This window comes from Ancylobacter polymorphus (assembly GCF_030813495.1).
Classification (GTDB): domain Bacteria; phylum Pseudomonadota; class Alphaproteobacteria; order Rhizobiales; family Xanthobacteraceae; genus Ancylobacter; species Ancylobacter polymorphus.
Map to the genome: position 1 here is coordinate 364,208 of NZ_JAUSUI010000006.1, position 24,763 is coordinate 388,970.

Annotated in this window: 25 protein-coding genes; 12 read left to right on the forward strand and 13 right to left on the reverse strand. The window is 67.3% G+C overall.

Translation table 11 applies throughout. The features are described 5' to 3' along the window. Positions 1–67: 67 nt before the first annotated feature. Entirely contained in the window at positions 68–592 is a 525-nt protein-coding gene (gene irrA / locus J2S75_RS15995) for an iron response transcriptional regulator IrrA (protein ID WP_279613732.1), read from the reverse strand. A gap of 461 nt (positions 593–1,053) precedes the next feature. On the opposite strand from irrA, the gene fabA reads away from it, so the two are divergent. The 3 genes from fabA (at position 1,054) to fabI (J2S75_RS16010) (ending at position 3,759) form a co-directional block, all read left to right on the forward strand. After that, positions 1,054–1,560, forward strand: coding sequence for a 3-hydroxyacyl-[acyl-carrier-protein] dehydratase FabA (gene fabA / locus J2S75_RS16000; RefSeq protein WP_307021337.1), 507 nt, complete (start codon positions 1,054–1,056; stop codon positions 1,558–1,560). 83 nt (positions 1,561–1,643) lie between these two features. Continuing rightward, a complete protein-coding gene (gene fabB, locus J2S75_RS16005) occupies positions 1,644–2,864 on the forward strand; it encodes a beta-ketoacyl-ACP synthase I (protein ID WP_307021151.1) in 1,221 nt (406 codons plus the stop codon). A 31-nt stretch (positions 2,865–2,895) separates the two neighbouring features. Further along, positions 2,896–3,759 carry an enoyl-ACP reductase FabI gene (gene fabI, locus J2S75_RS16010; protein ID WP_307021154.1) on the forward strand — a complete coding sequence of 288 codons (864 nt, stop codon included), beginning with the start codon at positions 2,896–2,898 and terminating at the stop codon, positions 3,757–3,759. Between the two features lie 54 nt (positions 3,760–3,813). Here the strand turns inward: fabI (J2S75_RS16010) and J2S75_RS16015 are convergent, their stop codons facing one another. Both J2S75_RS16015 and J2S75_RS16020 read right to left on the reverse strand, forming a co-directional pair. Next, positions 3,814–4,665, reverse strand: coding sequence for a prephenate dehydratase (locus tag J2S75_RS16015; RefSeq protein ID WP_307021156.1), 852 nt, complete (start codon positions 4,663–4,665; stop codon positions 3,814–3,816). An 11-nt stretch (positions 4,666–4,676) separates the two neighbouring features. After that, the gene (locus J2S75_RS16020; protein WP_307021158.1) at positions 4,677–5,423 is read right to left on the reverse strand and encodes a 3-deoxy-manno-octulosonate cytidylyltransferase; all 747 of its coding nucleotides are present in this window, start codon (positions 5,421–5,423) and stop codon (positions 4,677–4,679) included. Positions 5,424–5,640: 217 nt separating this feature from the next. On the opposite strand from J2S75_RS16020, the gene J2S75_RS16025 reads away from it, so the two are divergent. The 7 genes from J2S75_RS16025 to J2S75_RS16055 all read left to right on the forward strand — a co-directional run bounded on the left by J2S75_RS16025 (position 5,641) and on the right by J2S75_RS16055 (position 15,147). Beyond that, positions 5,641–6,477 (forward strand): c-type cytochrome, encoded by an 837-nt coding sequence (locus J2S75_RS16025; protein WP_307021160.1) that lies wholly within the window; start codon positions 5,641–5,643, stop codon positions 6,475–6,477. 242 nt (positions 6,478–6,719) lie between these two features. Continuing rightward, on the forward strand, positions 6,720–8,594 hold the full coding sequence (locus J2S75_RS16030; protein ID WP_370874159.1) for an extracellular solute-binding protein: 1,875 nt from the start codon (positions 6,720–6,722) through the stop codon (positions 8,592–8,594). Continuing rightward, positions 8,591–10,510, forward strand: a complete 1,920-nt coding sequence (locus tag J2S75_RS16035; RefSeq protein ID WP_307021162.1) for an extracellular solute-binding protein — start codon at positions 8,591–8,593, stop codon at positions 10,508–10,510. Before J2S75_RS16030 ends, J2S75_RS16035 begins: the two co-directional genes overlap by 4 nt. Positions 10,511–10,608: 98 nt before the next feature. Then, the gene (locus tag J2S75_RS16040) at positions 10,609–11,715 is read left to right on the forward strand and encodes a microcin C ABC transporter permease YejB (protein ID WP_307021164.1); all 1,107 of its coding nucleotides are present in this window, start codon (positions 10,609–10,611) and stop codon (positions 11,713–11,715) included. A gap of 2 nt (positions 11,716–11,717) precedes the next feature. Continuing rightward, the gene (locus J2S75_RS16045) at positions 11,718–12,875 is read left to right on the forward strand and encodes an ABC transporter permease (protein ID WP_307021167.1); all 1,158 of its coding nucleotides are present in this window, start codon (positions 11,718–11,720) and stop codon (positions 12,873–12,875) included. Then, entirely contained in the window at positions 12,872–14,503 is a 1,632-nt protein-coding gene (locus J2S75_RS16050; protein WP_307021168.1) for an ABC transporter ATP-binding protein, read from the forward strand. Before J2S75_RS16045 ends, J2S75_RS16050 begins: the two co-directional genes overlap by 4 nt. Continuing rightward, positions 14,500–15,147: an NUDIX domain-containing protein gene (locus J2S75_RS16055; RefSeq protein WP_307021170.1), complete on the forward strand. Its 648-nt coding sequence runs from the start codon at positions 14,500–14,502 to the stop codon at positions 15,145–15,147. The genes J2S75_RS16050 and J2S75_RS16055 overlap by 4 nt, the downstream gene beginning before the upstream one ends. A gap of 109 nt (positions 15,148–15,256) precedes the next feature. Here J2S75_RS16055 and J2S75_RS16060 read toward each other — a convergent pair whose 3' ends face one another. The 8 genes from J2S75_RS16060 to J2S75_RS16095 all read right to left on the reverse strand — a co-directional run bounded on the left by J2S75_RS16060 (position 15,257) and on the right by J2S75_RS16095 (position 21,623). Next, entirely contained in the window at positions 15,257–16,105 is an 849-nt protein-coding gene (locus J2S75_RS16060; protein WP_307021172.1) for a C40 family peptidase, read from the reverse strand. A gap of 30 nt (positions 16,106–16,135) precedes the next feature. Beyond that, on the reverse strand, positions 16,136–16,486 hold the full coding sequence (locus J2S75_RS16065; RefSeq protein WP_244375215.1) for a MarR family transcriptional regulator: 351 nt from the start codon (positions 16,484–16,486) through the stop codon (positions 16,136–16,138). Positions 16,487–16,602: 116 nt separating this feature from the next. Further along, complete coding sequence (locus J2S75_RS16070; protein ID WP_307021173.1) at positions 16,603–17,979, reverse strand: leucyl aminopeptidase family protein; 1,377 nt, start codon at positions 17,977–17,979, stop codon at positions 16,603–16,605. Between the two features lie 23 nt (positions 17,980–18,002). Continuing rightward, positions 18,003–18,590: a histidine phosphatase family protein gene (locus J2S75_RS16075; protein ID WP_307021175.1), complete on the reverse strand. Its 588-nt coding sequence runs from the start codon at positions 18,588–18,590 to the stop codon at positions 18,003–18,005. Continuing rightward, complete coding sequence (locus J2S75_RS16080; protein WP_307021177.1) at positions 18,587–19,210, reverse strand: hypothetical protein; 624 nt, start codon at positions 19,208–19,210, stop codon at positions 18,587–18,589. Before J2S75_RS16080 ends, J2S75_RS16075 begins: the two co-directional genes overlap by 4 nt. 26 nt (positions 19,211–19,236) lie before the next feature. Then, positions 19,237–20,034 carry an enoyl-ACP reductase FabI gene (gene fabI / locus J2S75_RS16085; protein ID WP_307021179.1) on the reverse strand — a complete coding sequence of 266 codons (798 nt, stop codon included), beginning with the start codon at positions 20,032–20,034 and terminating at the stop codon, positions 19,237–19,239. 136 nt (positions 20,035–20,170) lie between these two features. Next, positions 20,171–21,121 (reverse strand): DnaJ C-terminal domain-containing protein, encoded by a 951-nt coding sequence (locus J2S75_RS16090; protein ID WP_307021181.1) that lies wholly within the window; start codon positions 21,119–21,121, stop codon positions 20,171–20,173. Positions 21,122–21,230: 109 nt separating this feature from the next. After that, the gene (locus J2S75_RS16095) at positions 21,231–21,623 is read right to left on the reverse strand and encodes an RT0821/Lpp0805 family surface protein (RefSeq protein ID WP_307021183.1); all 393 of its coding nucleotides are present in this window, start codon (positions 21,621–21,623) and stop codon (positions 21,231–21,233) included. Positions 21,624–21,755: 132 nt separating this feature from the next. Here J2S75_RS16095 and pdxH point away from each other — a divergent pair, with 132 nt between their 5' ends. Both pdxH and J2S75_RS16105 read left to right on the forward strand, forming a co-directional pair. Next, positions 21,756–22,382, forward strand: coding sequence for a pyridoxamine 5'-phosphate oxidase (gene pdxH, locus J2S75_RS16100; protein ID WP_307021185.1), 627 nt, complete (start codon positions 21,756–21,758; stop codon positions 22,380–22,382). Positions 22,383–22,444: 62 nt separating this feature from the next. Next, positions 22,445–23,185, forward strand: a complete 741-nt coding sequence (locus J2S75_RS16105; protein WP_244375222.1) for an SDR family NAD(P)-dependent oxidoreductase — start codon at positions 22,445–22,447, stop codon at positions 23,183–23,185. Between the two features lie 56 nt (positions 23,186–23,241). Here J2S75_RS16105 and J2S75_RS16110 read toward each other — a convergent pair whose 3' ends face one another. Both J2S75_RS16110 and J2S75_RS16115 read right to left on the reverse strand, forming a co-directional pair. Then, positions 23,242–24,219: a magnesium transporter CorA family protein gene (locus J2S75_RS16110; protein WP_307021187.1), complete on the reverse strand. Its 978-nt coding sequence runs from the start codon at positions 24,217–24,219 to the stop codon at positions 23,242–23,244. Between the two features lie 206 nt (positions 24,220–24,425). Next, a complete protein-coding gene (locus J2S75_RS16115; RefSeq protein WP_307021189.1) occupies positions 24,426–24,743 on the reverse strand; it encodes a hypothetical protein in 318 nt (105 codons plus the stop codon). Positions 24,744–24,763: the final 20 nt, after the last annotated feature.

The following is a 24,763-nucleotide window of genomic DNA, read 5'->3' on the forward strand; positions in this document are numbered from 1 at the left end:
CGGCACCGCCAGAACGAAAAAGGCCGGTCGAGCGACCGGCCTTAAACACTTCGCGGGATGGCGTGGATCAGGAGCGGCGCTTGGGACGCAGGCGCACCACCACGTCGACACGCGCGACCTCATAGCCTTCCGGCGGCTCGGGAATCCGCTCGACCTCGACCGAGGCACTGGGAATGTCGACGAGGTTGTTCTCGCCTTCGAGGAAGAAGTGATGGTGGTCCGACGGGTTGGTGTCGAAATAGGTCTTCGAGCCGTCCACCGCCAGTTCGCGCAGCAGGCCCACCTCGGTGAACTGGTGCAGCGTGTTGTAGACGGTGGCCAGCGACACCGGGAAGCGCGCCTTGATCGCCTCTTCGTGCAGGATTTCCGCCGAGACGTGGCGGTCGCCCTTGGCGAAGAGCAGCCAGCCGAGCGCGAGGCGCTGGCGGGTGGGGCGCAAGCCGACATCGCGCAGCATATGGCGCACATCGTGGAACGGGCAGCCGGTGCGGCCCGCCCCGTCGCGCAGCTTGGCGACCGGCAGCACGGGGCCGTCCTCTTCCACTACCATGCGGGAGAAGGCTACGTTCTGGGGGCGAAAAACTTCGCTCATCTCGTCTTCCGAACCATCGTTACCGCCTTTCCCCCGAAGGGAGAGACAAGGTCGATCCGCAACTCCGGCTCCGCGACACGCTCCCTGGCAAAGCCGGAAGCGGGCGCTGAGCACCTTTTTCAACTGTCATTATATCGGTACGGTGACCGCCGGGGCAATATCGGGCGGAATAATCGTAACAGTTCCAATCTGCGGCGCGTTCGGCGCAGCCGGCGCATGTGCCCGCGCCGGAGGCGACCCTCTGCCACTTTCAGGCGCGGCGGTGCGCAGGTATTGTCATAGGGATGACATTTTCGGCATGGTCGCAGGCGGCCGGCCGGCTTTGAGCGCGCGGGGCGCTGTGATAGGAAGCGCCCTGCGTCAGGTGGCCGGGCCGGAGAGTGTCCGCGCGTGCCGCACAAAACCGGCGGCTGCGGGCCGCTCAAGGTATGGAAACAGCAAGCGTGGGTAATACCGAGACGATGGTCGAGCGGCAGACGAGCTTCACTTACGAGGAACTGCTCGCGTGCGGGCGCGGAGAGCTTTTCGGGCCGGGCAACGCGCAGCTTCCCGCTCCGCCCATGCTGATGTTCGACCGCATCACCGAGATTTCCGAGGATGGCGGCCCCAACGGCAAGGGCCATGTGCGAGCCGAACTCGACATCAATCCTGACCTCTGGTTCTTCGGCTGCCACTTCATCGGCGATCCGGTGATGCCCGGCTGCCTCGGTCTCGATGCGCTGTGGCAGTTGGTCGGCTTCCATCTCGGCTGGCTCGGTTCTCCCGGCCGCGGGCGGGCGCTCGGCGCTGGCGAGATCAAGTTCTCCGGCCAGGTGCTGCCCACGGTGAAGAAGGTCGTGTACGGCATCGACTTCAAGCGCGTGATGCGCTCCAAGCTGGTGCTCGGCATTGCCGATGGCTGGTTGGAAGCCGATGGCGAGGTGATCTATCGCGCGAGCGACCTGAAGGTCGGCCTGTTCCAGTCCTGACCCGTGCGCCCTTGCGGCGCCACTCGGGCGGGGCCATCTCGCCTGTCTCGATCCTCTCGCGTGCTTTGAAGGAAAGGAAGCCTATGCGCCGTGTTGTCGTAACCGGAATGGGCATCGTCTCGTCCATAGGCAACTCCACCCAGGAGGTGCTGGCTTCCCTGCGTGAGGGCAAGAGCGGCATCCGCCGGGCCGACGCCTATGCCGAGCTCGGCTTCCGCAGCCAGGTGCATGGCGCGCCGCAGCTCGATGCCAGCGAGGTGGTCGACCGCCGCGCCATGCGCTTCCACGGCGGCGGCACGGCGTGGAACCATGTCGCCATGGACCAGGCGATCCGCGACGCGGGTCTGGAAGAGCACGAGATTTCCAACGAGCGCACCGGGCTCATCATGGGCTCGGGCGGCTCCTCCACCCGCACCATCGTCGAGGCGGCGGACATCACCCGCAAGAACACCAGCCCGAAGCGCGTCGGCCCCTTCGCCGTGCCGAAGGCGATGGGCTCGACCGCTTCCGCGACGCTCTCCACCTGGTTCAAGATCAAGGGGCTGAGCTATTCGATCTCGGCCGCCTGCGCGACCACCAATATCTGCATCGGCAACGCCGCCGAGATGATCCAGTACGGCAAGCAGGACATCATGTTCGCCGGCGGCTGCGAGGATCTCGACTGGACGCTCTCCTGCCTGTTCGATGCTATGGGCGCCATGTCGTCCGACTATAATGACCGCCCCGCCGTCGCCTCGCGCCCCTATGACAAGAACCGCGACGGCTTTGTCATTTCCGGCGGTGCCGGCGTGCTGGTGCTGGAAGAGCTGGAGCATGCCAAGGCGCGCGGCGCGCGCATCTATGCCGAGATCGTCGGCTATGGCGCCACCTCGGACGGCGCCGACATGGTGGCCCCTTCCGGTGAGGGCGCGGCCCGCGCCATGAATCTGGCTCTCTCCGGCGTGAAGGGGGGCATCGACTATATCAACCCGCACGCCACCTCGACCCCGATCGGCGATCTCAAGGAGATCGAGGCGATCCGCGCCGTGTTCGGCGACAAGGCGCCGCCGATTTCGGCCACCAAGTCGCTCACCGGCCACTCGCAGGGCGCGACCGGCGTGCATGAGGCGATCTACTCCATCCTGATGATGCAGAACGGCTTCATCTCGGCGAGCGCGCATATTGACGAGATCGATCCGGCCTTCGCCGACATGCCGATCGTGCGCGAGCGCGTCGACAATGCACGGCTGGAGCGGGTGCTTTCCAACGGCTTCGGCTTCGGCGGGGCCAATGCGGTGCTGGTGTTCCAGCACCCCGAGGCGTGATCGAGGCGGCGGGGCGGAAGGAACCACAAGCATGAGCCTGACGCAGGGCACTTCCCCTCAGGGCAACCTGATGCAGGGCAAACGCGGCCTTATCATGGGTGTCGCCAACGATCATTCCATCGCCTGGGGCATCGCCCGGACGCTGGCGGCGCAGGGGGCGGAACTCGCCTTCACCTATCAGGGCGAGGCGCTCGGGCGCCGGGTGAAGCCGCTGGCCGAGAGCCTCGGCAGCGATACGCTGCTCGCCTGCGATGTCGAGGACCTGGCCTCGGTCGACGCTGTGTTCGCGGCGCTGAAGGAGAAGTGGGGCAAGCTCGACTTTCTCGTGCACGCCATCGGCTTTTCCGACAAGAACGAGCTGAAGGGCCTCTATGCCGACACCACGCGGGCGAACTTCACCCGCACCATGGTGATTTCCTGCTTCTCCTTCACAGAGCTCGCCAAGCGCGCGGCGCCGCTGATGACGGAAGGCGGCTCGCTCATCACGCTCACCTATGGCGGCTCGACGCGGGTGATGCCGAATTACAATGTGATGGGTGTGGCCAAGGCGGCGCTGGAGGCGAGCGTGCGCTACCTCGCCGCCGATTACGGGCCGCAGGGCGTGCGGGTGAACGCGATTTCCGCCGGGCCGATCCGCACCTTGGCGGGCGCCGGCATCGCCGATGCCCGGCTGATGTTCAACTATCAGAAGCGCCATGCCCCGCTGCGCCGCACCGTTTCCATCGACGAGGTGGGCGGCGCTGCGCTTTATCTGCTGTCCGATCTTTCCACCGGCGTGACCGGCGAGGTCCACTTCGTCGATTCCGGCTACAACATCATCTCGATGCCGCACCCGGACGCGCTGAAGACCATCGAGGATGCCGTCGAGCGTGCGACCGGCGAGGCCGCCGAGTAGGCGCTTATAGCTCCATATGAGACGAGGCCCGGTCCTGCGCCGGGCCTTTGCGTTTCACGCCCGCAGCGCCACGCGGTAGGGGTGGGCGGGATAGACGCCGAGAATGCGCACTTCCTTGGAGAAGAACGACAGTTCCTCCAGCGCCAGCTTAAGATTGGCGTCCTCGGGGTGCCCGTCGACATCGGCATAGAACTGGGTGGCGAAGAACTCACCGTCGAGCTGGTAGGATTCCAGCTTGGTCATGTTCACGCCATTGGTGGCGAAGCCGCCCATCGCCTTGTACAGCGCGGCCGGCACGTTGCGCACGCGGAACACGAAAGTGGTGACGGTCGGTCCGTTATTGGCCGGCGCCCAGTCGCCATCCTTGGCGAGGACGACGAAGCGCGTGGTGTTGTGCGCCTCGTCCTCGATATTCTCGGCGATGATATCCAGCCCGTAGATCTCGGCGGCGAGGCGGGAGGCGATGGCGGCGCGGCTCGGGTCCTGCGCTTCCGCCACCAGCCGGGCCGAGCCGGCGGTGTCGGCGCCGACAATGGCCTTGAGCCCGAGCTTTCGGATGATGTTGCGGCACTGGCCGAGCGCCATCACGTGGCTCTCCGCCGACTTGACCGTCGCCAGCGTGGCGCCGGGAATGGCCATCAGCTGGTGCGAGAGCGGCAGGAAGAACTCGCCGATGATGGTGAGGCCGGAAGTCGGCATCAGGTGGTGAATATCCGCCACCCGCCCGGCGACCGAGTTTTCGATCGGGATCATGCCGAGATCGGCCTCGCCATTCTGCAGCGCGGCGAAAGCGTCCTCGAAGGTGGCGCAGGGCACGGCCTCGTGGGTGGGATAGACTTCGCGGCAGGCGATATGCGAGTTCGCGCCCGGCTCGCCCTGGAAGACGATGGTGCGGCGGGTCGTCATGGCAGCGTCCTTCACGTTGATTCGCGCGCGAGCATGAGGCGCGCCTTTTCGAGATCGTCCGGCGTGTCGACACCGAGCGGCACGGTGTCGACGATGGCAACGTCGATCCGCATGCCGGCTTCCAGCGCGCGCAGTTGCTCCAGCTTCTCGCGGCTCTCCAGCGGCGAGGGCGGCAGCGCGACGAAGCGCTCAAGGGCGCGGCGCCGATAGGCATAGAGGCCGATATGGTGGAACAGCGGCCCCTCGCCATAGGGAGCGGTGGCGCGGGTGAAGTAGAGCGCGCGCAGCCGTGTGGCGCTCAGCGGGCTGCCCACCGCCTTCACGACATTCGGGTTGGTGCGCTCGCCCGCCTCGGTGATCTCGGCGGCCAGCGTGCCGATATCCACAGCCGGGTCATCGAGCAGGTCGAGCGCGGCACGGATGAGCGCGGGGTCGATGGTCGGCAGGTCGCCCTGCACATTGACGATGCGGGCCACCTGGCCTTGCGGGTCGATGCGTCCGAGCGCCTCGAAGATTCGGTCCGAGCCGCTGGCATGGTCGGCGCGAGTCATCGCCACCTCGAAGCCAGCCTTCTCCACGGCGGCGCGCACGCCCTCATCGTCGGTCGCCACCACCACGCGGCCGATCTGCGCCGCGGCGGAACGCCGCGCCACCTCGACGATCATCGGCCGGCCACCGAGATCGGCGAGCGGCTTCCCCGGCAGCCGGGTCGAAGCCATGCGGGCTGGAATAAGAATAACTGTGTCCTGCGAGGACATTCGGGAGCCCCGTCATCGTGCTAGAAGGTGCCGGCGCCCCTCTCAGAGTGGCGAAACGTAGCACCGCAGCGCGCTTATACGGGTTGCACGTCAACCGTCAAAATGATTAGTTCCCGCGCGCCATTGGCGGTCGCAAGCGAGCGCTGATACATTGCGCGCGGGGTATCGGCGGACCAGCCGGATGGTCGCGGTGCCGGGTGAGGGAGCGAATATTTCGATGGACAGCTTCGAGCTGAACAAGGTTGCTGGTGCGGTCCTGGGCGTGCTCACGTTCACGCTCGGTCTGAATGTGTTCGCCGACATTCTGTTCTCCAGCCACGGGCCCGAGAAGGCCGGCTACGAGATCGCCGTGCAGGAGGAAATGACCGGTGAGGCACAGGCCGCGCCGGCCGCGGTTCCGCTTGCGCAGCTGCTCGCCGCCGCCAGCCCGGAGAAGGGCGAGGCCCAGGCCAAGAAGTGCGCCGCCTGCCACAATTTCGTGGAAGGCGCCGGCGCCAAGGTCGGCCCGGATCTCTATGGCATCGTCGGCCGCCCGGTCGGTGGCGTCGAGGGCTTCGCCTATTCCGCGGCGATGAAGGCCCATGGCGGCACCTGGACGTTCCAGGACCTCAGCGACTTCATCAAGAATCCGAAGGCCGATATTCCCGGCACGGCGATGGGCTTTGCCGGCATCGCCAAGGACACGGACCGCGCCGACCTGATCGCCTATCTCAACACGCTCTCGCACAGCCCGCTGCCGCTGCCCTCGCCGGAGGCGACGCCCGCCGCCGCCGAGCCTGCGGCCACCCAGCCGGCGTCCGGCGAGACGGGCGGCAATGTGCCGCCGCCGGCTGGCTCCGCCGCGCCGGCCACCACCGTTCCCGCGCCCGCCGGTCCGGCGCCTGAGGCGACACCGGCTCCGGCCGCTCCGGCTCCGGCCGCTCCGGCCCCGGCCGCTCCGGCCCCGGCTGCTCCCGCACCGGAAGCGGCCCCTGCGCCCGCCGCTCCGGCGGCGCCCGCTCCGGCGGAACCGGCTCCCGCCCAGCCCGCTCCGGCGGCGCCGGCCACGCCCTGAGGCGTGCGCCCCGCGGGGCGCGGCTTTCACGATCACGTCAGGCCGGCGGCGCTTTGCGTCGCCGGCCTTATTCTTTTCCGGACTGGCCTCTTCTTATTCGCCGCCACTGTTCATAATCCGTCGCGAGGGCCGGCTCGGCCCCGCCTTCAGACGTGCCAGAGGGATGAATGCGCATGACCCGTCTCCGCCGCTCCGACCGCCCCGCCGCCCCCGGCTGGCGTCCCCCGGCATGGAGTGGCGCGATGACCCGGTCGCTCGCCGTCGCCCTTCTCGGCATCGGCCTTGTCGGCCCCGCAATGGCGCAGGAGGCGGCTCCCGCCGCTCCCTCCGCATCGACGGCAAGTGCCGGCGAGTGGAAGCATGGCCTCTCGCTGATGGGCGAGCCGAAATACCCGGCCGGCTTCAAGCATTTCGACTATGTGAACCCGGGCGCGCCGAAGACCGGCCTGTTGCGGCAGTCTGTCGACGGCACCTTCGATTCGCTGAACGACATCATCCCACGTGGCGCGGCGGCGGCTGGGCTGCATCTCATCTACGACACGCTGATGAGCCCGGCCTCTGACGAGGTGGCGACCGAATACGGCCTGCTGGCCGAAGCGGTGCGCTATCCCGCCGATTTCTCCTCCGTCACCTATCGCCTGCGCCCGGAGGCGAAATGGCATGACGGCCAGCCGATCACGGCAGAGGATGTGGTGTGGTCGTTCGAGCAGATGACCAAGAACAACCCGCGCCAAGCCTATTACTACAGCCATGTGAAGGGCGCCGCCGTCACCGGCGAGCGCGAGGTGACCTTCACCTTCGACCAGGCGGGCAACCGCGAACTGCCGCAGATCGTCGGCCAGCTGCGGGTGATGCCCAAGCACTGGTGGACGGCGAACGGCCCGGACGGCAAGCCGCGCGACATCAGCCAGGGGACGCTGGAAGTACCGCTCGGCTCCGGTCCCTATAAGGTCAAGCAGGTGCAGCCGGGCCGCTCCATCTCCTTCGAGCGCGTGCCGGATTATTGGGGCAAGGACCTGCCGGTGAACATCGGCACCAATAATTTCGCCGAGCAGCGCTACGAGTATTTCCGCGATTCGACGGTGGAGCTGGAAGCCTTCAAGGGCGACCAGTATGATTTCCGCATCGAGACCTCGGCCAAGGACTGGGCCACCGCCTATAACTTCCCGGCGGTAAAGGAAGGCAAGGTCATTCTTGAGGAGTTCCCCAACCGCTCCTTCGGTTCGATGCAGGCCTTCATCCCCAATCTGCGGCGCGAGAAGTTCCAGGACCAGCGCGTGCGCCGGGCGTTGAACTTCGCGCTCGATTTCGAGGGCATGAACCGCACGCTGTTCTTCGGCCAGTACAAGCGCACCTCGAGCTATTTCCAGAACACCGAGCTCGCCTCTTCGGGCCTGCCGACTGGCAAGGAGCTGGAGATTCTGGAAAGCGTCCGCGACAAGATTCCCGAAAGCGTCTTCACCAAGCCTTATGAGAACCCGCCGTCGGGCAGCGAGGGCATTCGCCGCTCCAATCTGCGCGAGGCGGCGCAGCTTCTGCGCGCGGCCGGCTATGAGGTGAAGGACGGCAAGCTGGTGAATGCCAAGGGTGAGCCCTTCACGCTTGAGATTCTGATCGGCAACCCGGCCTTCGAGCGCGTCGCCCTGTTCTACAAGCCGTCGCTGGAACGGCTCGGGATCACTGTCACCGTCCGTCAGGTCGACACGTCGCAGTACATCAACCGCACCCGCGCCCGCGATTATGACATGATCATCACCGGCTGGGGGCAGTCGCTCTCGCCCGGCAATGAGCAGCGCGACTTCTGGGGCTCCAGCGCCGCTGACCGCGAGGGATCGGGCAACCATGCCGGCATCAAGGACCCCGGCATCGACGCGCTGATCGAGAAGGTGATCTACGCCAAGGACCGCGAGGAGCTCGTCGCCGCCACCCATGCGCTCGACCGGGTGCTGCTGGCGCATGACTATGTGATCCCGAGCTGGACCTACCCCAACACCCGGACGGCGCGCTGGAACCGCTTCAGCCATCCCGAGAAAATGCCGGAATATGGCGGCGACGCCTTCCCCACCATCTGGTGGTGGGACGCGGAGAAGGCGGCCAAGACCGGGGCGGCACGATGAGCGGGCCGCTGCCGGCCCCGCTTTCCCGCCGCGCTCTGATGGCGCTGGCGGCCGGTACCGTAGCCTTGCCCTGGCTCGGTCGCCGCGCCGTGGCGCAGCCGGCGCCGGCAGCTCCCTCGACGGCGGTCGCGCCGGATTCCACCCTCGGGCCGGAGCGCCACGGCCTCTCCATTTTCGGCGATCTGAAATACCCCGCCGATTTTGCCCATTTCGACTATGTCGATCCGGCGTCTCCGAAGGGCGGCACCTTCTCGCAGATCGGTCCCACCATCGCCTTCAACCAGTCGTTCCAGACCTTCAACACGCTGAACGGCTATATCCTCAAGGGCGATGCGGCGCAGGGCGTCGAGCTGCTCTTCGACACGCTGATGACGCGCGCCTATGACGAGCCGGACGCGCTCTACGGGTTGGTGGCGCAGAGCGTCGCCGTTTCGGAGGACGGCACGCTCTACCGCTTCCGCCTGCGCCCGCAGGCGCGCTTCCATGACGGCTCCAAGCTCACCGCCGAGGATGTCGCTTACTCGCTCACCCTGCTGAAGGAGAAGGGCCATCCCGTCATCGCGCAGAATCTGCGCGATCTCGTGAGCGCGCAGGCGGAGGGCGAGGAGGTCGCCGTGCTCCGCTTCGCGCCGACGCGGGCACGCGATGTGCCGCTGTTCGCCGCCTCGCTGCCGATCTTCTCCAAGGCCTATTACAGCGCCCATCCCTTCGACGCGAGCACGCTGGAGGTGCCGCTCGGTTCCGGCCCCTATCGCGTGGGTCCGTTCGAGGTCGGCCGTTACATCGAATATCGCCGCGACCCCGCCTATTGGGGCAACGGGCTGCCGGTGAATGTTGGCGTGAATAATTTCGACGTGCTGCGCTACGAGTATTTCCGCGATCGCGAGGTCGGCTTCGAGGCGTTCAAGGCGCGGGCCTATCTGTTCCGGCAGGAATTCACCGCGCGCAGCTGGGCCACGGGCTATAATTTCCCGGCGCTGAACGAGGGCAGGGTGAAGCGCGAGACCCTGCCCGATCGCACCCCCTCCGGGGCGCAGGGCTGGTTCCTCAATCTGCGCCGGCCGAAATTTGCCGATCCGCGCGTGCGCGAGGCGCTGTCCTATGCGTTCGATTTCGAGTGGACCAACAAGAACCTGATGTTCGATGCCTATAGGCGCACGACATCCTTCTTCGAGAATTCCGACCTTGAAGCGCAAGGTCCGGCCGGGCCGGACGAAGTGGCGCTGATCGAACGCATCGCTGGCCGGCTCACGCCGGAAGACATCGCCGTGCTCAAGGCGCCGCCCTGGAGCCCGCCGGTCTCCGATGGCTCCGGCCAGGATCGCGCTTTGCTGCGCAAGGGCACGCAGCTGCTGCGCGAGGCGGGATGGGTCATCAAGGATGGCCGCCTCGTCGACCCGCAGGGCAACGGGCTTTCCATCGAGTTTCTCGACGACGAGAACGGGCTGGAACGTCACACCGCGCCCTTCATCAAGAACCTCAAGCTGCTCGGCATCGAAGCGCATTTCCGCCTGGTCGATTCGCCGCAATATCAGCGCCGGCTCAACGATTTCGACTTCGACACAACGGTGCGGCGCTTCTCCATGTCGACCGTGCCGGGCGAGTCGCTGCGCAATTATTTCGGCTCGGCGGCAGCCTCCATTCCGGGCTCCAACAACCTCTCCGGCATCGCCGATCCGGTGGTTGATCTTTTGATCGAGGAAGTGATCACGGCGCCGACGCGCGACAAGCTGCGCACCGCCTGCCGCGTCCTCGACCGCCGCCTGCGGGCCGGGCGCTACTGGGTGCCGCAATGGTACTCTGCCGAATTCCGCATCGCCTTCTGGGACGAGTTCGGCTGGCCAAGCGCGCCGCGCCCCACCTATGCCCGCGCCATACCGGACATCTGGTCGCCGCGTACGCGCTCGGCGGGGTGAGACCGGCAGCACCCGTTGTCGCGCATGAACGGACGTTAAGTTGACGCGGCCCCGACCGCCCGCCACCTTGGACCCGCCTCGCGGAGAAACCCGACCGAATGCTCGCCTATATCGTCCGACGCATCGCGCTGATGGTGCCGACCGTGATCGGCATCATGCTGATTTCCTTCGTGGTGGTGCAGTTTGCGCCTGGCGGGCCGGTGGAGCGGGTGATCGCCGAGCTGACCGGGCAGGGGAGTTCAGCCACCGCCCGCATCTCCGGCAGCGGCGGCGATTTCGGCGGCATGCCGCAGAGTGCGCCGGGGGGTGATCCTGTCTCCTCGAAATATCGCGGCGCGCAGGGGCTGGACCCCGCCTTCATCAAGGAATTGGAGCGGCAATTCGGCTTCGATAAACCGGCGCATGAGCGCTTCTTCAAGATGCTGTGGGACTATGCCCGCTTCGATTTCGGCCGGTCCTATTTCCGCGATGTCTCGGTGGTCGACCTCGTCATCGAGAAAATGCCGGTGTCGATCTCGCTTGGCCTGTGGATGATGCTGATCAGCTACGGCATTTCCATCCCGCTCGGCATTGCCAAAGCCGTGCGGGATGGTTCGCGCTTCGACATGTGGACCTCGGCGGTCATCGTGGTCGGCTATGCGATACCCGGCTTCCTGTTCGCCATCCTGCTGGTCATCCTGTTCGCCGGAGGCTCGTTCTTCTCCTGGTTCCCGTTGCGCGGGCTGACCTCCGACAATTGGGAGCAGCTTTCGCTGACCGGAAAGATACTCGATTATTTCTGGCACCTGGTGCTGCCGATCACCTCCATGGTGCTGGGGGCCTTCGCCACCACGGCCTTGCTGACCAAGAATTCGTTCCTTGACGAGATCCGGAAGCAATATGTCGTCACCGCGCGGATGAAGGGGCTCTCCGAGCGGCGCGTCCTTTACGGCCACGTGTTCCGTAACGCCATGCTGATCGTCATCGCCGGCTTTCCAGGCGCCTTCGTCGGCGCCTTCTTCACCGGCTCGCTGCTGATCGAAACCATCTTCTCGCTCGACGGTCTCGGCCTTCTCGGCTTCGAGAGCGTGCTCAACCGCGACTATCCCGTGGTGTTCGCCAATCTCTACATCTTCTCGCTGGTGGGGCTGGTGGTGAACCTCATTTCCGACCTCACCTATACCTGGGTCGATCCGCGCATCGACTTCGACACGCGGGACGTCTGAACATGGACGCCAACGCCGCCGTGCCGACCGACCCCGCCGCCTCCGCCGCGCCGCGCCGCCCGTGGCTCTCACCGCTGAACCAGCGCCGCCTCGCCAATTTCAAGCGCAACCGGCGCGGCTGGTGGAGCTTCTGGATTTTCTCGGTGCTGTTCATCCTCAGCCTCGGCGCGGAGCTCATCGCCAACGACAAGCCGTTCCTGGTGGAATATGACGGCGGCTATTATTTCCCCGGCCTCGTCGCGTATCCGGAGACCACCTTCGGCGGCGATTTCGAGACCGAGGCGGACTACCGCGACCCCTATTTGCAGAACCTGGTCCGCGAGAAGGGCGGCTGGATGGTGTGGCCGCCGATCCGCTACTCCTATTCCACCCATAATCTCGACCTGCCGACCCCGGCCCCTTCGCCCCCGACCTGGATGCTGACCGAAGCGCAATGCGCGCCTGTCGTGGAGAAGCTCGGCCGCACCGGCGGCTGCGACGCGCTGGAGTGGAACTGGCTCGGGACGGACGATCAGGGCCGCGACGTGCTGGCCCGGCTGATCTACGGCTTCCGGCTGTCGGTGCTGTTCGGTCTGATCCTCACGCTGATCTCGTCGGTCGTCGGCGTGGCTGCGGGCGCGGTGCAGGGCTATTTCGGCGGCTGGACCGACCTCATCTTCCAGCGGTTCATCGAGATATGGACCGCCATTCCGGCGCTCTATCTGCTGCTCATCATCTCCTCCATCCTCGCCCCCGGCTTCTGGGTGCTGCTCGGCATTCTGCTACTGTTCTCCTGGGTAGCGCTGGTGGGGCTGGTGCGGGCGGAATTCCTGCGCGCACGCAATTTCGAATATGTGCAGGCGGCGCGGGCGCTCGGCGTGTCCAACGCGGTGCTGATGTGGCGGCACATGCTGCCCAACGCGATGGTGGCGACGCTGACCATGCTGCCCTTCATCGTCTCCTCCTCGGTGATGACGCTGACCGCGCTGGATTTCCTCGGCTTCGGCCTGCCGCCCGGCTCGCCTTCGCTGGGCGAATTGCTGGCGCAGGGCAAGGCCAATGTGCAGGCGCCCTGGCTTGGCCTCACCGGCTTCTTCACCCTCGCCATCATGCTAAGCCTGCTCATCTTCATCGGCGAAGCCGTGCGCGACGCCTTCGACCCGCGGAAGACCTTCCAGTGAGCGAAACGCCGTTGAACGACGACCCTCTTCTTTCCGTCCGCGATCTCTCCGTCGCCTTCGCCCAGGGCGGGCGGTCGATGCTGGCGGTCGATCGCGTCTCCTTCGATGTCCGCCGCGGCGAGACGGTGGCGCTGGTGGGCGAGAGCGGGTCGGGCAAGTCGGTCACCGCGCTGTCCATCCTCAAGCTGTTGCACTATCCCGCCGCCAGCCACCCCTCCGGCGAGGTGCTGTTCCAGGGCGAGAACCTGTTGGCCATGGAGGAGCGCGAGATACGGCGGGTGCGCGGCAATGACATCACCATGGTGTTCCAGGAACCCATGAGTTCGCTCAACCCTCTGCACACGGTGGAACAGCAGATCGCCGAAATCCTGTTCCTCCATCGCGGCATGCGCGGGCCAGCGGCGCGGGCGCGGGTGATCGAACTCCTTGCCGAGGTCGGCATTCCCGAGCCGGAGACCCGGCTCGGTTCCTATCCGCACCAGCTTTCCGGCGGCCAGCGCCAGCGGGTGATGATCGCCATGGCGCTCGCCAATGAGCCGAAGCTGCTCATCGCCGATGAGCCGACCACCGCGCTCGATGTGACCGTGCAGGCGCAGATCCTCAAGCTGTTGAAGGAACTGCAGCGGCGGCTCGGTATGGCCATGCTGTTCATCACCCATGATCTCGGTATCGTGCGCAAGATTGCCGACCGGGTCTGCGTGATGAACCATGGCAAGATCGTCGAAGAAGGTCTCGTTGGCGAACTCTTCGCCCATCCCCGCCATCCCTATACCCAGGCGCTGATCGCCGCCCAGCCACGCGGCAACCCCGCCTCGCCCCATCCCGAGGCGCCGGTGGTGCTGGAGACCACGGGTCTGATGGTCTGGTTTCCGATCAAGGCCGGGGTGATGCGCCGTACCGTCGGCCACATCAAGGCGGTGGATGGCATCTCGGTGGAAATCCGGCGCGGCGAAACGCTGGGCGTGGTGGGCGAGAGCGGCTCGGGCAAGACCACGCTCGGCCTCGCCCTGCTGCGGCTGATCTCCAGCGAGGGGCCGATCGTTTTCATGGGTGATCCCATCGACCGGCTCGGTTTCAAGCAGATGCGCGCCCGCCGCCAGGCGATGCAGGTGGTGTTCCAGGATCCGTTCGGCTCGCTCAGCCCCCGCATGTCGGTGGCCGATATCATCGGCGAGGGGCTGCGCGTGCACCACCCGAGGCTGTCTGCCGACGAGCGCGATGCCCGCGTCGTCGCGGCGCTCACCGATGTGGGCCTGGATCCCGAGGCGCGCCACCGCTATCCCCACGAATTCTCCGGCGGTCAGCGCCAGCGCATCGCCATTGCCCGCGCCGTCGTGTTGGAGCCCTCCTTCATCGTGCTGGACGAGCCGACCAGCGCGCTCGACATGATCGTGCAGGCGCAGATCGTCGACCTGCTGCGCGACCTGCAGCAGAGGCGCGGCCTGACCTATCTGTTCATCAGCCACGATCTGCGTGTCGTCGCGGCTCTGGCCTCGCGGGTCATGGTGATGAAGGGCGGCGTGGTCGTGGAGGAGGGGCCGGCGGCCGACCTCTTCGCCCAGCCGAAGACCGCTTACACCCGGGCCCTGTTCGCGGCGGCCTTCGACATGGAGACGGCGCCGTTATGAGCGGGCGCGCCAAGGCGGGTGAGCTCGCGGATCGGTTCATCGCCGTCGACCTCAAGGCGCCGGAGAGCGTCGGAACCGGCTTCCGCCCCTACCACCGTTTCATCGCCACCTTTGCCGGGGCGGGCGGGGCGCCGCTGCGCCAGCGCAGGGACATTCTGCGCGTCGGGCCGGTGGTGGGCGTGCTGGCCTATGATCCCGGCGCGGCGTGTTTCGTGCTGATCCGCCAGTTCCGCCTCGGGGCGGAGCTGGCGACCGGGCAGGGGGAACTGGTGGAGATTGCCGCCGGCCTCATCGATCCCGGCGAGGAGGCGGAGGCGGCGGCCCGGCGCGAATGCGTGGAAGAGATCGGCGTTGCCCCGCGCGCCCTGCTGCCCATGGCCCGCTTCCTTCCCAGCCCCGGCGTGACGGACGAGCACGCCACGATCTATCTCGGGCTGGTCGATTCGTCTGCCGTGCCCGACATCGCCGGCGAGCCGGGCGAGACCGAGCTGACCCTGCCGTTTCTGGTGCCGGTGGAGGAGGCGCTGGCGGCGCTTTCCGCCCCGTCTCCCGCGCCCGTCGCCAATGGCTTCGTGCTGATCGCCCTGCATTGGTTCGCGTTGAACCGGGCGCGGGTGGACGCCTTCGTCGCGGCGAACGGCTAGAGCCTGATCCGATCAGGTTGAATCAACCTGATCGGTGAATCAGTCTCCAGAGTATTGATAGAGGACGTTTTACCGATCTGATTGCGATGCAGTCAGATCGGAACGTGCTCTAGAGACGGCGGACGCTGCGCAGCGATGTGCCACTGGCCTCGATGCGGGCCAGCGCCGGTCCCAGCGGTTCGCGCACCACGGACATGAAATGCGCGGTCGCGTGCAGCAGCGTCGCGCCGTCCTCGACGATGCCGACATGGCCGGGCCAGTAGAGCAGATCGCCGCGTCGCAACGCGCCGAGTTCACCGGAGAACGCCACTTCTGCCCCCACCGCTTTCTCCTGCATGTCGGTGTCGCGCGGGCAGGCATGGCCGCAGGCGGTGAGCGCCGCCTGCACCAGACCGGAACAGTCCAGCCCCAGGCTGGAGCGCCCGCCCCAGAGATAGGCGGCGCCGAGGAAGCGGGTGGCGACTGCGACGACGTCCGCCTCGAACGCATTGAGCGGCACGAGATGGTCGGCGAAGACGAAGCCGCCCTCTGCCGTCACTGCGAAACGCTCCCGCGTGCTCGCGATGACGAGGCGGCTGCCAAAAGACAGCAGGTCGATCGGCGGCAGCTTGATCGATGGACCGGGAAACACCGGGGTGCGCAGGGCGCTCACCTTGTGCGTCGGCGCCGGGCCGGCTGGCGCGAGCGCCTCGGACGGGAGCCAGCCGACATAGGAATCCGCGTCGAGCTGGCCCCAGGCCCAGCCCTCGCCGGTGGTCTCATAGACCGTCACCGCCTCGCCATAGAGCGCTTCCGTGGTCAAGGGCGCCAGCGGGTCCGGCGTGGCGCGCACCGGCGCGGCCGGGCGGATGACGCGGTGCCGAGTGCCGTCGACAAAGCGCTCCGCCGTCACCACGCCCTGGAGATGGCGCGCGGCGAGGTCGGACCGGGCAGGGGTAAGGCGACGATCGAAGGTCACAGGGCGCTCCTGCGCGAGGTGAGGCGACGTTCAGCGTGGCAGGGCACGGGCGGTGGCGACGACGAGATCGCCGAGCCGCTCCAGGTAGAGCGCGCCTTCCACCGTGCGCTGGATGATGACATTGCGTCGATCCGCCTCGTCGCGGCGCCGGGAGACAAGCCGTAACTGCCCCATCGTGTCGAGCGCGCGGGTAATCACGGGCTTGGTGACGCCCAACCGGGCGGCAAGCCCGCGCACCGTGTGCGGCGGCGCTTCGAGATAGACGCTGAGCAGGATGGCCAACTGGCGCTGGCTGAGATCGGGCGCGTCGTCGCGCACCTGCGCGAGGGAAAGCTCGTGCAGGAGACGCAACGCCTGCGATGGACGCAGCTCGACCGCCATTGGCCTGTCCCCGGATCCGCAATCGTTACGGCTGCGGATTGTTCCGGACTATGGCGGGTCGGCGCCGAAGAAACCATTAACACCCGCGCGAGCGGCGTTCCGATCATGCCGCAGCGTCAGCCGTAGCGCTCGGCCAGCAGCGCGTCGAGGGCGCGGATGGTCTGTGCCTCGCCGCCTTCCGGCCGGCCGGGGCGGGAGGTGGGGTTCCAGGCGAAGATGTCGAGGTGCAGCCACGCTCCGGCGCGGGAGACGAAGCGCTGGAGGAATAGCGCGGCGGTGATGGAGCCCGCGAAGCCGCTGCCGGGGGCGTTGTTCAGATCGGCAATCTTGCTGTCGAGCATCGAGGCATAGGGCTGCCACAGCGGCATCCGCCAAGAGGGATCGGCCTCGGCCGCGCCATGGCGGGCGAGGTCGGCGGCCAGCGGCTCGTCATCGGTATAGGCCGGCGGCAGCTGCGGCCCCAGCGCGACGCGGGCGGCGCCGGTGAGGGTGGCAAAGTCGATCAGCAGTTCAGGTGCTTCCTCGTCGGCCAGGCTGAGCGCGTCGGCGAGGATCAGCCGGCCTTCGGCATCGGTATTGCCGATCTCGACGGTGAGGCCCTTGCGCGAGGGGAACACGTCGCCGGGGCGGAAGGCGGAACCGTCAATGGCATTCTCCACCGCCGCCACGATCAGCCGCAGACGCAGCTTGAGCCCACGCGCCATGATCATCTGCGCGAGGCCAATGGCATTGGCGGCACCGCCCATGTCCTTCTTCATCAGAAGCATGCCGCTGGACGGCTTGATATCAAGCCCGCCCGTGTCGAAGGCGACGCCCTTGCCGACCAGCGTCACCTTGGGCGCGCTTGGGTCGCCCCACGAAAGGTCGATGAGGCGGGGCGCGCGGGGAGAGGCACGGCCGACGGCATGGACCAGCGGGAAATTGGCGGCCAGCAGATCGTCGCCAGTGGTCACGTTAACCTGCCCGCCAAACCGCGAGGCGAGGGTGCGCACCGCAGCCTCGATCTCGGCGGGGCCGAGGTCGTTGGCGGGTGTGTTGACGAGGTCGCGGGTCAGCGTCACCGCCTCGGCGGTGCGGCGCAGATAGGCCTCGTCGGTCCCCTCGGGCACCACGAGCCGCACATCGGCGCCCGCATGCTTGCCGTAGCGGGTGAAGCGATAGCCGCCGAGCAGAAAGCCCAGGGCCGCCAGCCGGGGATCGACGGGGGCATGGGCGATGACATAGTCGCCGGCCGGCAGGGCCGTGGCGAGCTTGCCGAAGCTCAGCGGGTCACGCGGGGCGCCGTCGCAGCCGAACAGTACGCCGGCGATGGCGCCATCGGCGGCCGGCAGTACCAGCAGCGATCCGGCCTCGGCCTTGAAGCCCGTGGTCTCGCCGAAGGCGAGCGCAGGCGCCGGCAGGCCGCTCGCCACCTCGCGCCAGTTCTGCGGCGTGACGCACCAGATCGGACGGGGAGTGCGCGCCTCGTCGGCACGGATCAACTGGGCGCCCATTCGGTGTCCTCTCCGCAAGAATGTCAGGCGACGGCGAGTTCGAACGCGCCGTTTTCAATGAGATAGACGGCCCCCTGGCGCACCGGAAGCTCCACCGCCTGTGCCGGCGGCATGCCGGCGAAGGCGTGCAGCATCGCGCGCACGACGCCGCCATGCGTCACCACCACCGCGTCGCCGGTGAGTTCGGCGACCGCTTCCAGCACCCGCGTCGAAAGCTCGGCATAACTCTCGCCACCGGGGGGAGAGAAGTTCCACGGGTCGGCATCGCGGGCGGCGAGGCTCACCGGGTCGCGCCGGCGCAGTTCCGGCCAGGTGGAGCCTTCCCAGCGGCCGAAGGTGATTTCGCGCAGGCGGGCATCGCGGCGGAAGGCGTCCGGCGGCAGGCCGAGTTCGGCGCGCAGGATCGCCATGGTCTGCGCGGCACGGCTGAGCGGGCTCGCGACGAAGTCGAGATGACGCGCGCCGCCGCTGAGACGTTCCACCACCCGCGCCGTCTCTGCCGCCTGCTCGCGGCCAAGATCGTTCAGCGGGATGTCATGCGAGCCTTGAAGGCGGCCGGCGAGATTCCAGTCGGTCTCGCCATGCCGAACGAGAAAGATGCGTCGGGTCATTTGGAAGGCAGGCTCACGACATGCGTGTAGCTGATCCGCTTGAACGGGTAGGCAACCCGCAGCGTCACAGTCGAGCCGGCGGGGGCGCGGCCCTTGGCCGTGACCAGCACGCCGCCCACGGTGCGACCCACGCAGCGATGCGAGCCGCCGTCGACGCCGGTGGCGGTGAACTTGCCGATGCTGAAGTTCAGCTTCACGCCGGGCGGGGCGGAGAGCACCTTCACCTGCGGGGCCTGCGTCATCTGGCACAGCGAATCGGCCGAGCCGGCGGCGAACAGCACCGGCCCCTGGCGACCGCCGGTGAGATAGCCGCGCCGATCCTGGTCGTCGCGCCCGTCGCTGGGGCTGACATAGCCGGGGAAGATGGCGCCGCCGAAGCCGAAGATCCGGTTCATCAGCGGGTATTGCTGGAAGGTCGGCGGCACGCCGCTGTCCTGCGCGTCCGGCGGGGGAATATAGGGCAGGTTTGAAAGCCCCGACCCCGGCGGCGGGTTGACGATGATGGGGCCGGACTGCGCCGCCGCCGGCTGCAGGCCGGCCAGAGCGAGCACCAGTGTCCCTGCCGCCAGAGCGGGCAAGGCGTGGCGGCGAAAGAGCGATATCAGGCGGGCTTTCATCATGGCGCGTGCTCCGCTGGGGGGTCGGCTCAGTCCCGGTCGAGGGTGAGGTCGGGCGCGTCCGGGTTCTTCATGCCGACGATATGATAGCCGGCATCGACATGATGCACCTCGCCAGTGACGGCGCGGCCGAGGTCGGAGAGCAGATACATCCCCGTATCGCCGACTTCGTCGATGGTGACGGTGCGGCGCAGCGGGGCGTTGAGCTCGTTCCACTTCAGGATATAGCGGAAATCGCCGATGCCGGAGGCCGCCAGCGTCTTGATCGGGCCGGCGGAAATGGCATTGACGCGAATGTTCTTCGGGCCGAGATCGGCGGCGAGATAGCGCACGCTTGCCTCCAGCGCGGCCTTGGCGACGCCCATGACATTGTAATGGGGCATCCACTTCTCGGCGCCGTAATAGGTCAGCGTCAGCATCGAGCCGCCATTCGTCATCAGCTTCTCCGCGCGCTGGGCGACGGCGGTGAAGCTGTAGCAGGAGATCAGCATGGTTTTGCTGAAATTGTCCGCCGTGGTGTCGACATAGCGCCCGTCGAGCTCGTTCTTGTCCGAAAAGGCGATGGCGTGAACGAGGAAGTCGAGACCGCCGAGCTGGCGCTCCGTCTCGGCGAAGACCGCGTCGATGGTGGCGGGGTCGGTGACGTCGCAATGGCCGACGATGGCCGCGTCGAGCTCGGCTGCGAGCGGCTCGACACGCTTGCGCAGCGGTTCGCCCTGATAGGTGAGGGCGAGTGTCGCCCCCTGCGCGTGGGCCGCCTTCGCGATGCCCCAGGCGATGGAGCGATTATTCGCCACTCCCATCACCAGGCCGCGCTTGCCGCTCATCAATCCGCCCGATGCCATGCTCGTCACGATGCTCCGTACCGTTGCCCGTCTCTCCGGGCGCAGGTTCCTATCGCACAGCAGCAGGACCCGCTCAAGCGAGCGGTCGCGCGCGACAGGCGTGCGCCGTCGGCGGGGCTCAGCCGGCGCCGTCGCGCCGCTTGCGCATCAGCTCTTCGAGCTGCGGGTCCGGCGCCTCGGGAAGCATGATCCGCATGGTGGCGAGCAGATCGCCAAAGCCACCGTCCGCCTTGGGCAGGCCCTTGCCGCGCAGCCGGAAGGTGCGGCCCGACTGGGTGTGGGCGGGCACAGTGAGCGAGACCTCGCCGCCGAGCGTCGGCACCCGCACCTTGCCGCCCAGCACCGCATCGGCGAGCGGCAAGGCCACATCGGCGCGCAAATCCGTGCCCTCGATGCGGAAATGCCGGTGCGGGGCATAGGCCACCACCACATAGGCATCGCCCGGCGCGCCGCCGAACGGACTCGGCTCGCCCTGTCCCTTCAGCCGCATGCGGTGGCCTTCGACGGCGCCGGCGGGAATTTTCACCTCGACCACACGCCCATTGGGCAGGTGGACCTTCACCGACCCGCCCTCGACGATGCGCTCCAGCGCCACCGGCACGGTGATGTCGACATCGCCGCCGCGCGGCGTTTCTCCGCCCGCGCCGCGTCCCCGCCCGCGCCCGCCAAGGCCGCCGAGAATGTCGGCGATCACGTCGTCGAAGCCGCCCGCGTCATGCGGGCCATGGCCGGAGCGGCGGGCACCCTCGGGACCGAAGGAGAAACTCTCATAGGCGGCGTCCCCCGGCGGGGGGCGACGGAATCCGCGCCCGAAGCCGCCGCCGGGAAAGCCCTCGAAGCCGCGCGGCTTGCCTTCGGCGTCGATCTCGCCACGGTCGAACTGGCCACGCTTCTCCACATCGGAGAGGATTTCGTGTGCGGCGTTCAGTTCGGCGAACTGGTCCTGCGCCTTCGGGTTGTCCTTGTTGGCGTCGGGATGCAGCTTCTTGGCGAGCTTGCGGAAGGCTCGCTTGATTTCGTTCTGGTCGGCGTTACGGGCCACGCCGAGAATGTCATAGGGATCGCGCATGAATGGTAATCTCGTCCGGCGGTTCCGGCTTCCTTCCATGTAGGGAGGGTGTTGCGGGGATGCAACGGCTTCCCGCGCCTGTCGGCGGACATCGCGATGAGCGAGCGACTCAGCGGTCGAGCAGGCGGGCCTGATCGACCTTCCAGCCGCTCTTGCCGGCGCGGCAGGCCTCGCCCTGCAGCCAGTCTTCCTGTTTCTCGCGCACGAAGCTCATCAGGAATTCGCGGCATTTGCCGTCGTCGCCGGTCTCGCCGAGCGGCGTCACCGTGCCGCGCGTCGCGCTGGCATAGTTCTCCCAGGGAACGCTGGGAGCGGCCTGCTTCTCGCGCAGCGCCTCGGCGAGGGCGGTGCGGGCGGCGGCCCAGTCATCGGGGGCGATGCCTTTCGGCACTGGCTCGCGGGCATAGGCGCTCGGGGGCACCGAGCCGGTCGCCAGCGTGTCGAGGTCCGGCCCGGTGGAGCAGCCGGCGACGAGAAGCGCCGCGCCGATCAAAGTGAGCACGTTGGGTGCTGTGCGGAATGAAGCCGGGAGCGTATATGGAGGACGTGCGCCGTCCCGTTTGCGCGCTGCCTGCTCCCGCCACCTGTGGAACGTTTCCATGGGTCCCGTACTCGACCGTCCGAAGTTGTCGTTATGGAAGCGTCCGAACCGTTAACATCCGGTGATTTCACCACCGCCACCGAACCTTTCCTGCTGTTCGAGGAATGGTTTGCGCAGGCGAAGGAGAGCGAGCCCAACGACCCCAACGCCATGGCGCTCGCCACCGTGGACGCCGACGGCCTGCCGGATGTGCGCATGGTGCTGCTGAACCAGCGCGATACGCGCGGCTTCGTGTTCTTCACCAATACCGGCAGCGCCAAGGGGCGCGAACTTGCTGTCACGCCCAAGGCGGCGGTGGTGTTTCACTGGAAGTCGCTGCGCCGGCAGGTGCGCGTGCGCGGCCCGGTGGAGCAGGTGAGCGAAGCCGAGGCGGACGCCTATTTCGCCTCCCGTCCACGCCTGTCGCAGATCGGTGCCTGGGCGAGCCAGCAGTCGCGGCCGATGGAAGGGCGCTTCGCGCTGGAGACGGCGGTGGCCAAGGTGACGGCGCAATACGCGCTCGGCACGGTGCCGCGCCCGCCGCACTGGACCGGCTTCCGCATCCGCCCCCTGCAAATCGAATTCTGGCACGACCGGCCCTTCCGCCTGCATGATCGCGTCGTGTTCGCGCGCGAGACTGCCGAGGCGCCGGAATGGACCAAGACGCGACTTTACCCCTGATCGGCCTTTCCCTGGCGGCCTCGTCCCCTGACACCGCCCCGTCGCTGAGCTAGACATCGCCCATGAACAACCAGCCTCGCCGCACTCTCCTGCTCACCGGCGCCTCCCGCGGCATCGGCCACGCCACCGTCAAGCGGTTCTCCGCCGCGGGGTGGCGTGTCATCACCTGCTCGCGCCACGCCTTCCCGGAAAACTGCCCCTGGGAGATGGGGCCGGAAGACCACATCCAGGTCGACCTGTCCGACCCCGCCGACACGCTGCGGGCGGTGGAGGAAATCAAGAACCGCCTGCCCGATGGCCAGCTCCACGCACTGGTGAACAATGCCGGTATCTCGCCCAAGGGCGCGGGCGGGGCGCGGCTCGGTACCCTGAACACGCCGGAGGAAGACTGGCGGCGGGTGTTCCAGGTGAATTTCTTCGCGCCCATCCTGCTGGCGCGCGGCCTGCTGGAAGAACTGAAGCGCACCCATGGCGCGGTGGTGAATGTCACGTCCATCGCCGGCTCGCGCGTGCATCCCTTCGCCGGGGCGGCTTATGCGACCTCCAAGGCGGCGCTGGCCGGTCTTACGCGCGAAATGGCGGCCGATTTCGGCCCGCTCGGCGTGCGGGTCAACGCCATCGCCCCCGGCGAGATCGACACCTCGATCCTGTCGCCCGGCACGGAGAAGCTGGTGGAGCAAATCCCGATGCAGCGGCTCGGCACGCCCGATGAGGTGGCCAAGATCATCTATGTGCTCTGCACCGAGACCTCGTCCTATCTGAACGGGGCGGAAATCCACATCAATGGCGGCCAGCACGTCTGAGCCGTGCCGGACATCCCGTCATCCCGGAAGGCGCCAGCCCGTCCGGGATGACGGCGCTACAGCCATCGCTTCCACTTGAAGAACAGATACGGCACCACCGCCGCCGCCAGCATGCCCGCCAGCGCCAGCGGGTAACCCCAGCGCTCGTCCAGTTCCGGCATGTGCTGGAAGTTCATGCCGTAAACCGAGGCGATCAGCGTCGGCGGCATCAGCACCACCGAGAGCACCGCGAAAATCTTGATGATGTTGTTCTGCTCGATGCCCACCATGCCGAGCGTGGCATCGAGCAGGAAGGTGATCTTGTTGCCGAGATAGGAAACGTGGTCGTTCAGCGAGCCGACATCGCGCTGCATGCTTTTCAAGAGCGCGCGCTGCTCCTTGTCGAATCGCTGCGCCTCGCCCTCGGTGGACAGGAAGGTGACGAGACGGCCCATCGACACGAGGCTCTCGCGCACCTTGGAGGCAAGATCGCCGCGCCGCCCCAGCAGTTTCAATATGGTGCGGAAGCGCCGGCTGTCGCTCGGCCGGTCGGTGGCTTCCTCGAAGACCTGGCGCGACACGGCATCGATGTCGCTCGACAGGCGCTCGATGATGTCGGCGGCGCGGTCGATGATGGTGTCGAGCATGATCAGCAGCAGCCGGTCGCCGCGCGTGCCGGGCGGGCAGGCGCGATCGAGCTTGGCCACGACGAGGCGGAACGGCGTCGGCTCGTCATAGCGCACCGTGGTCAGGCGGTTGCCGGCAAGGATGAAGGAGATTTCTGCCAGGGAAGGGCGTTCGCCGTCGCTGTTGCAGACGATGGCGCCGGTCATGTAGCGCGCGCCGTTCTCCACCCGCAGGCGGCTCGACGGTTCGATCTCGACCATTTCCTCGCGCGTCGGCACGGAAAGGCCGAGCGCCTGCTCGATGATCCGGTCCTCGCCCTCGCAGGGCCGGAACAGGTCGACCCAGACGGCGTCGTCCGGCATGTCGTCTACGGTCCGAACGGCGACGGGGGCGAGCAGTCCGTCGCGGACGCAATAGGCGGTGATCATAGCTCCTCCGGCACGGTCGCGGCGGCGCCGACCATGCTCTGGATCGCAGACAGATGCCAGCCGGCCCCCCGCCAAAGGCGCAGGGCCGTGTCGTAGCCGTCATCGCGGCGCGAATCAGGCGAGCCTTGCCCGGTCCGGGCGCGCATTTGCGCAGCACCCGGAGGAGGGCGGTTCGTCGTTCAGCGTCTCTGGGGGAAGAGGCGGCCTCAGGCCGCGAAATATTCTACGTCGCGAAGCGTGACGATTTTGGCTTCCGCATCATCGGTCCGCGCCGCGCCCGAAACGGGGGCATCGGATACCGTCTTCTTGGAGGAGGCGTAGCGGGCCGCAGCGGCAACCGCGGAAATGCCGATCTCGCGCCAATGTGCGCTCTGTTCCGCGCGGTCCCAGCGTTCGCTCGGTCGGGATTCGGGGGCGCGGCTCTGTTGGGCCGGGCTTTCTTCTTCGGTAGACATGACACTCTCCAGTTTGAACTCCCCGCCTTTGCGGGCGGATGCCGACGAAGTGGGCGTCGACTGCGTCAAAAATATGCAAAGTCGCGGTC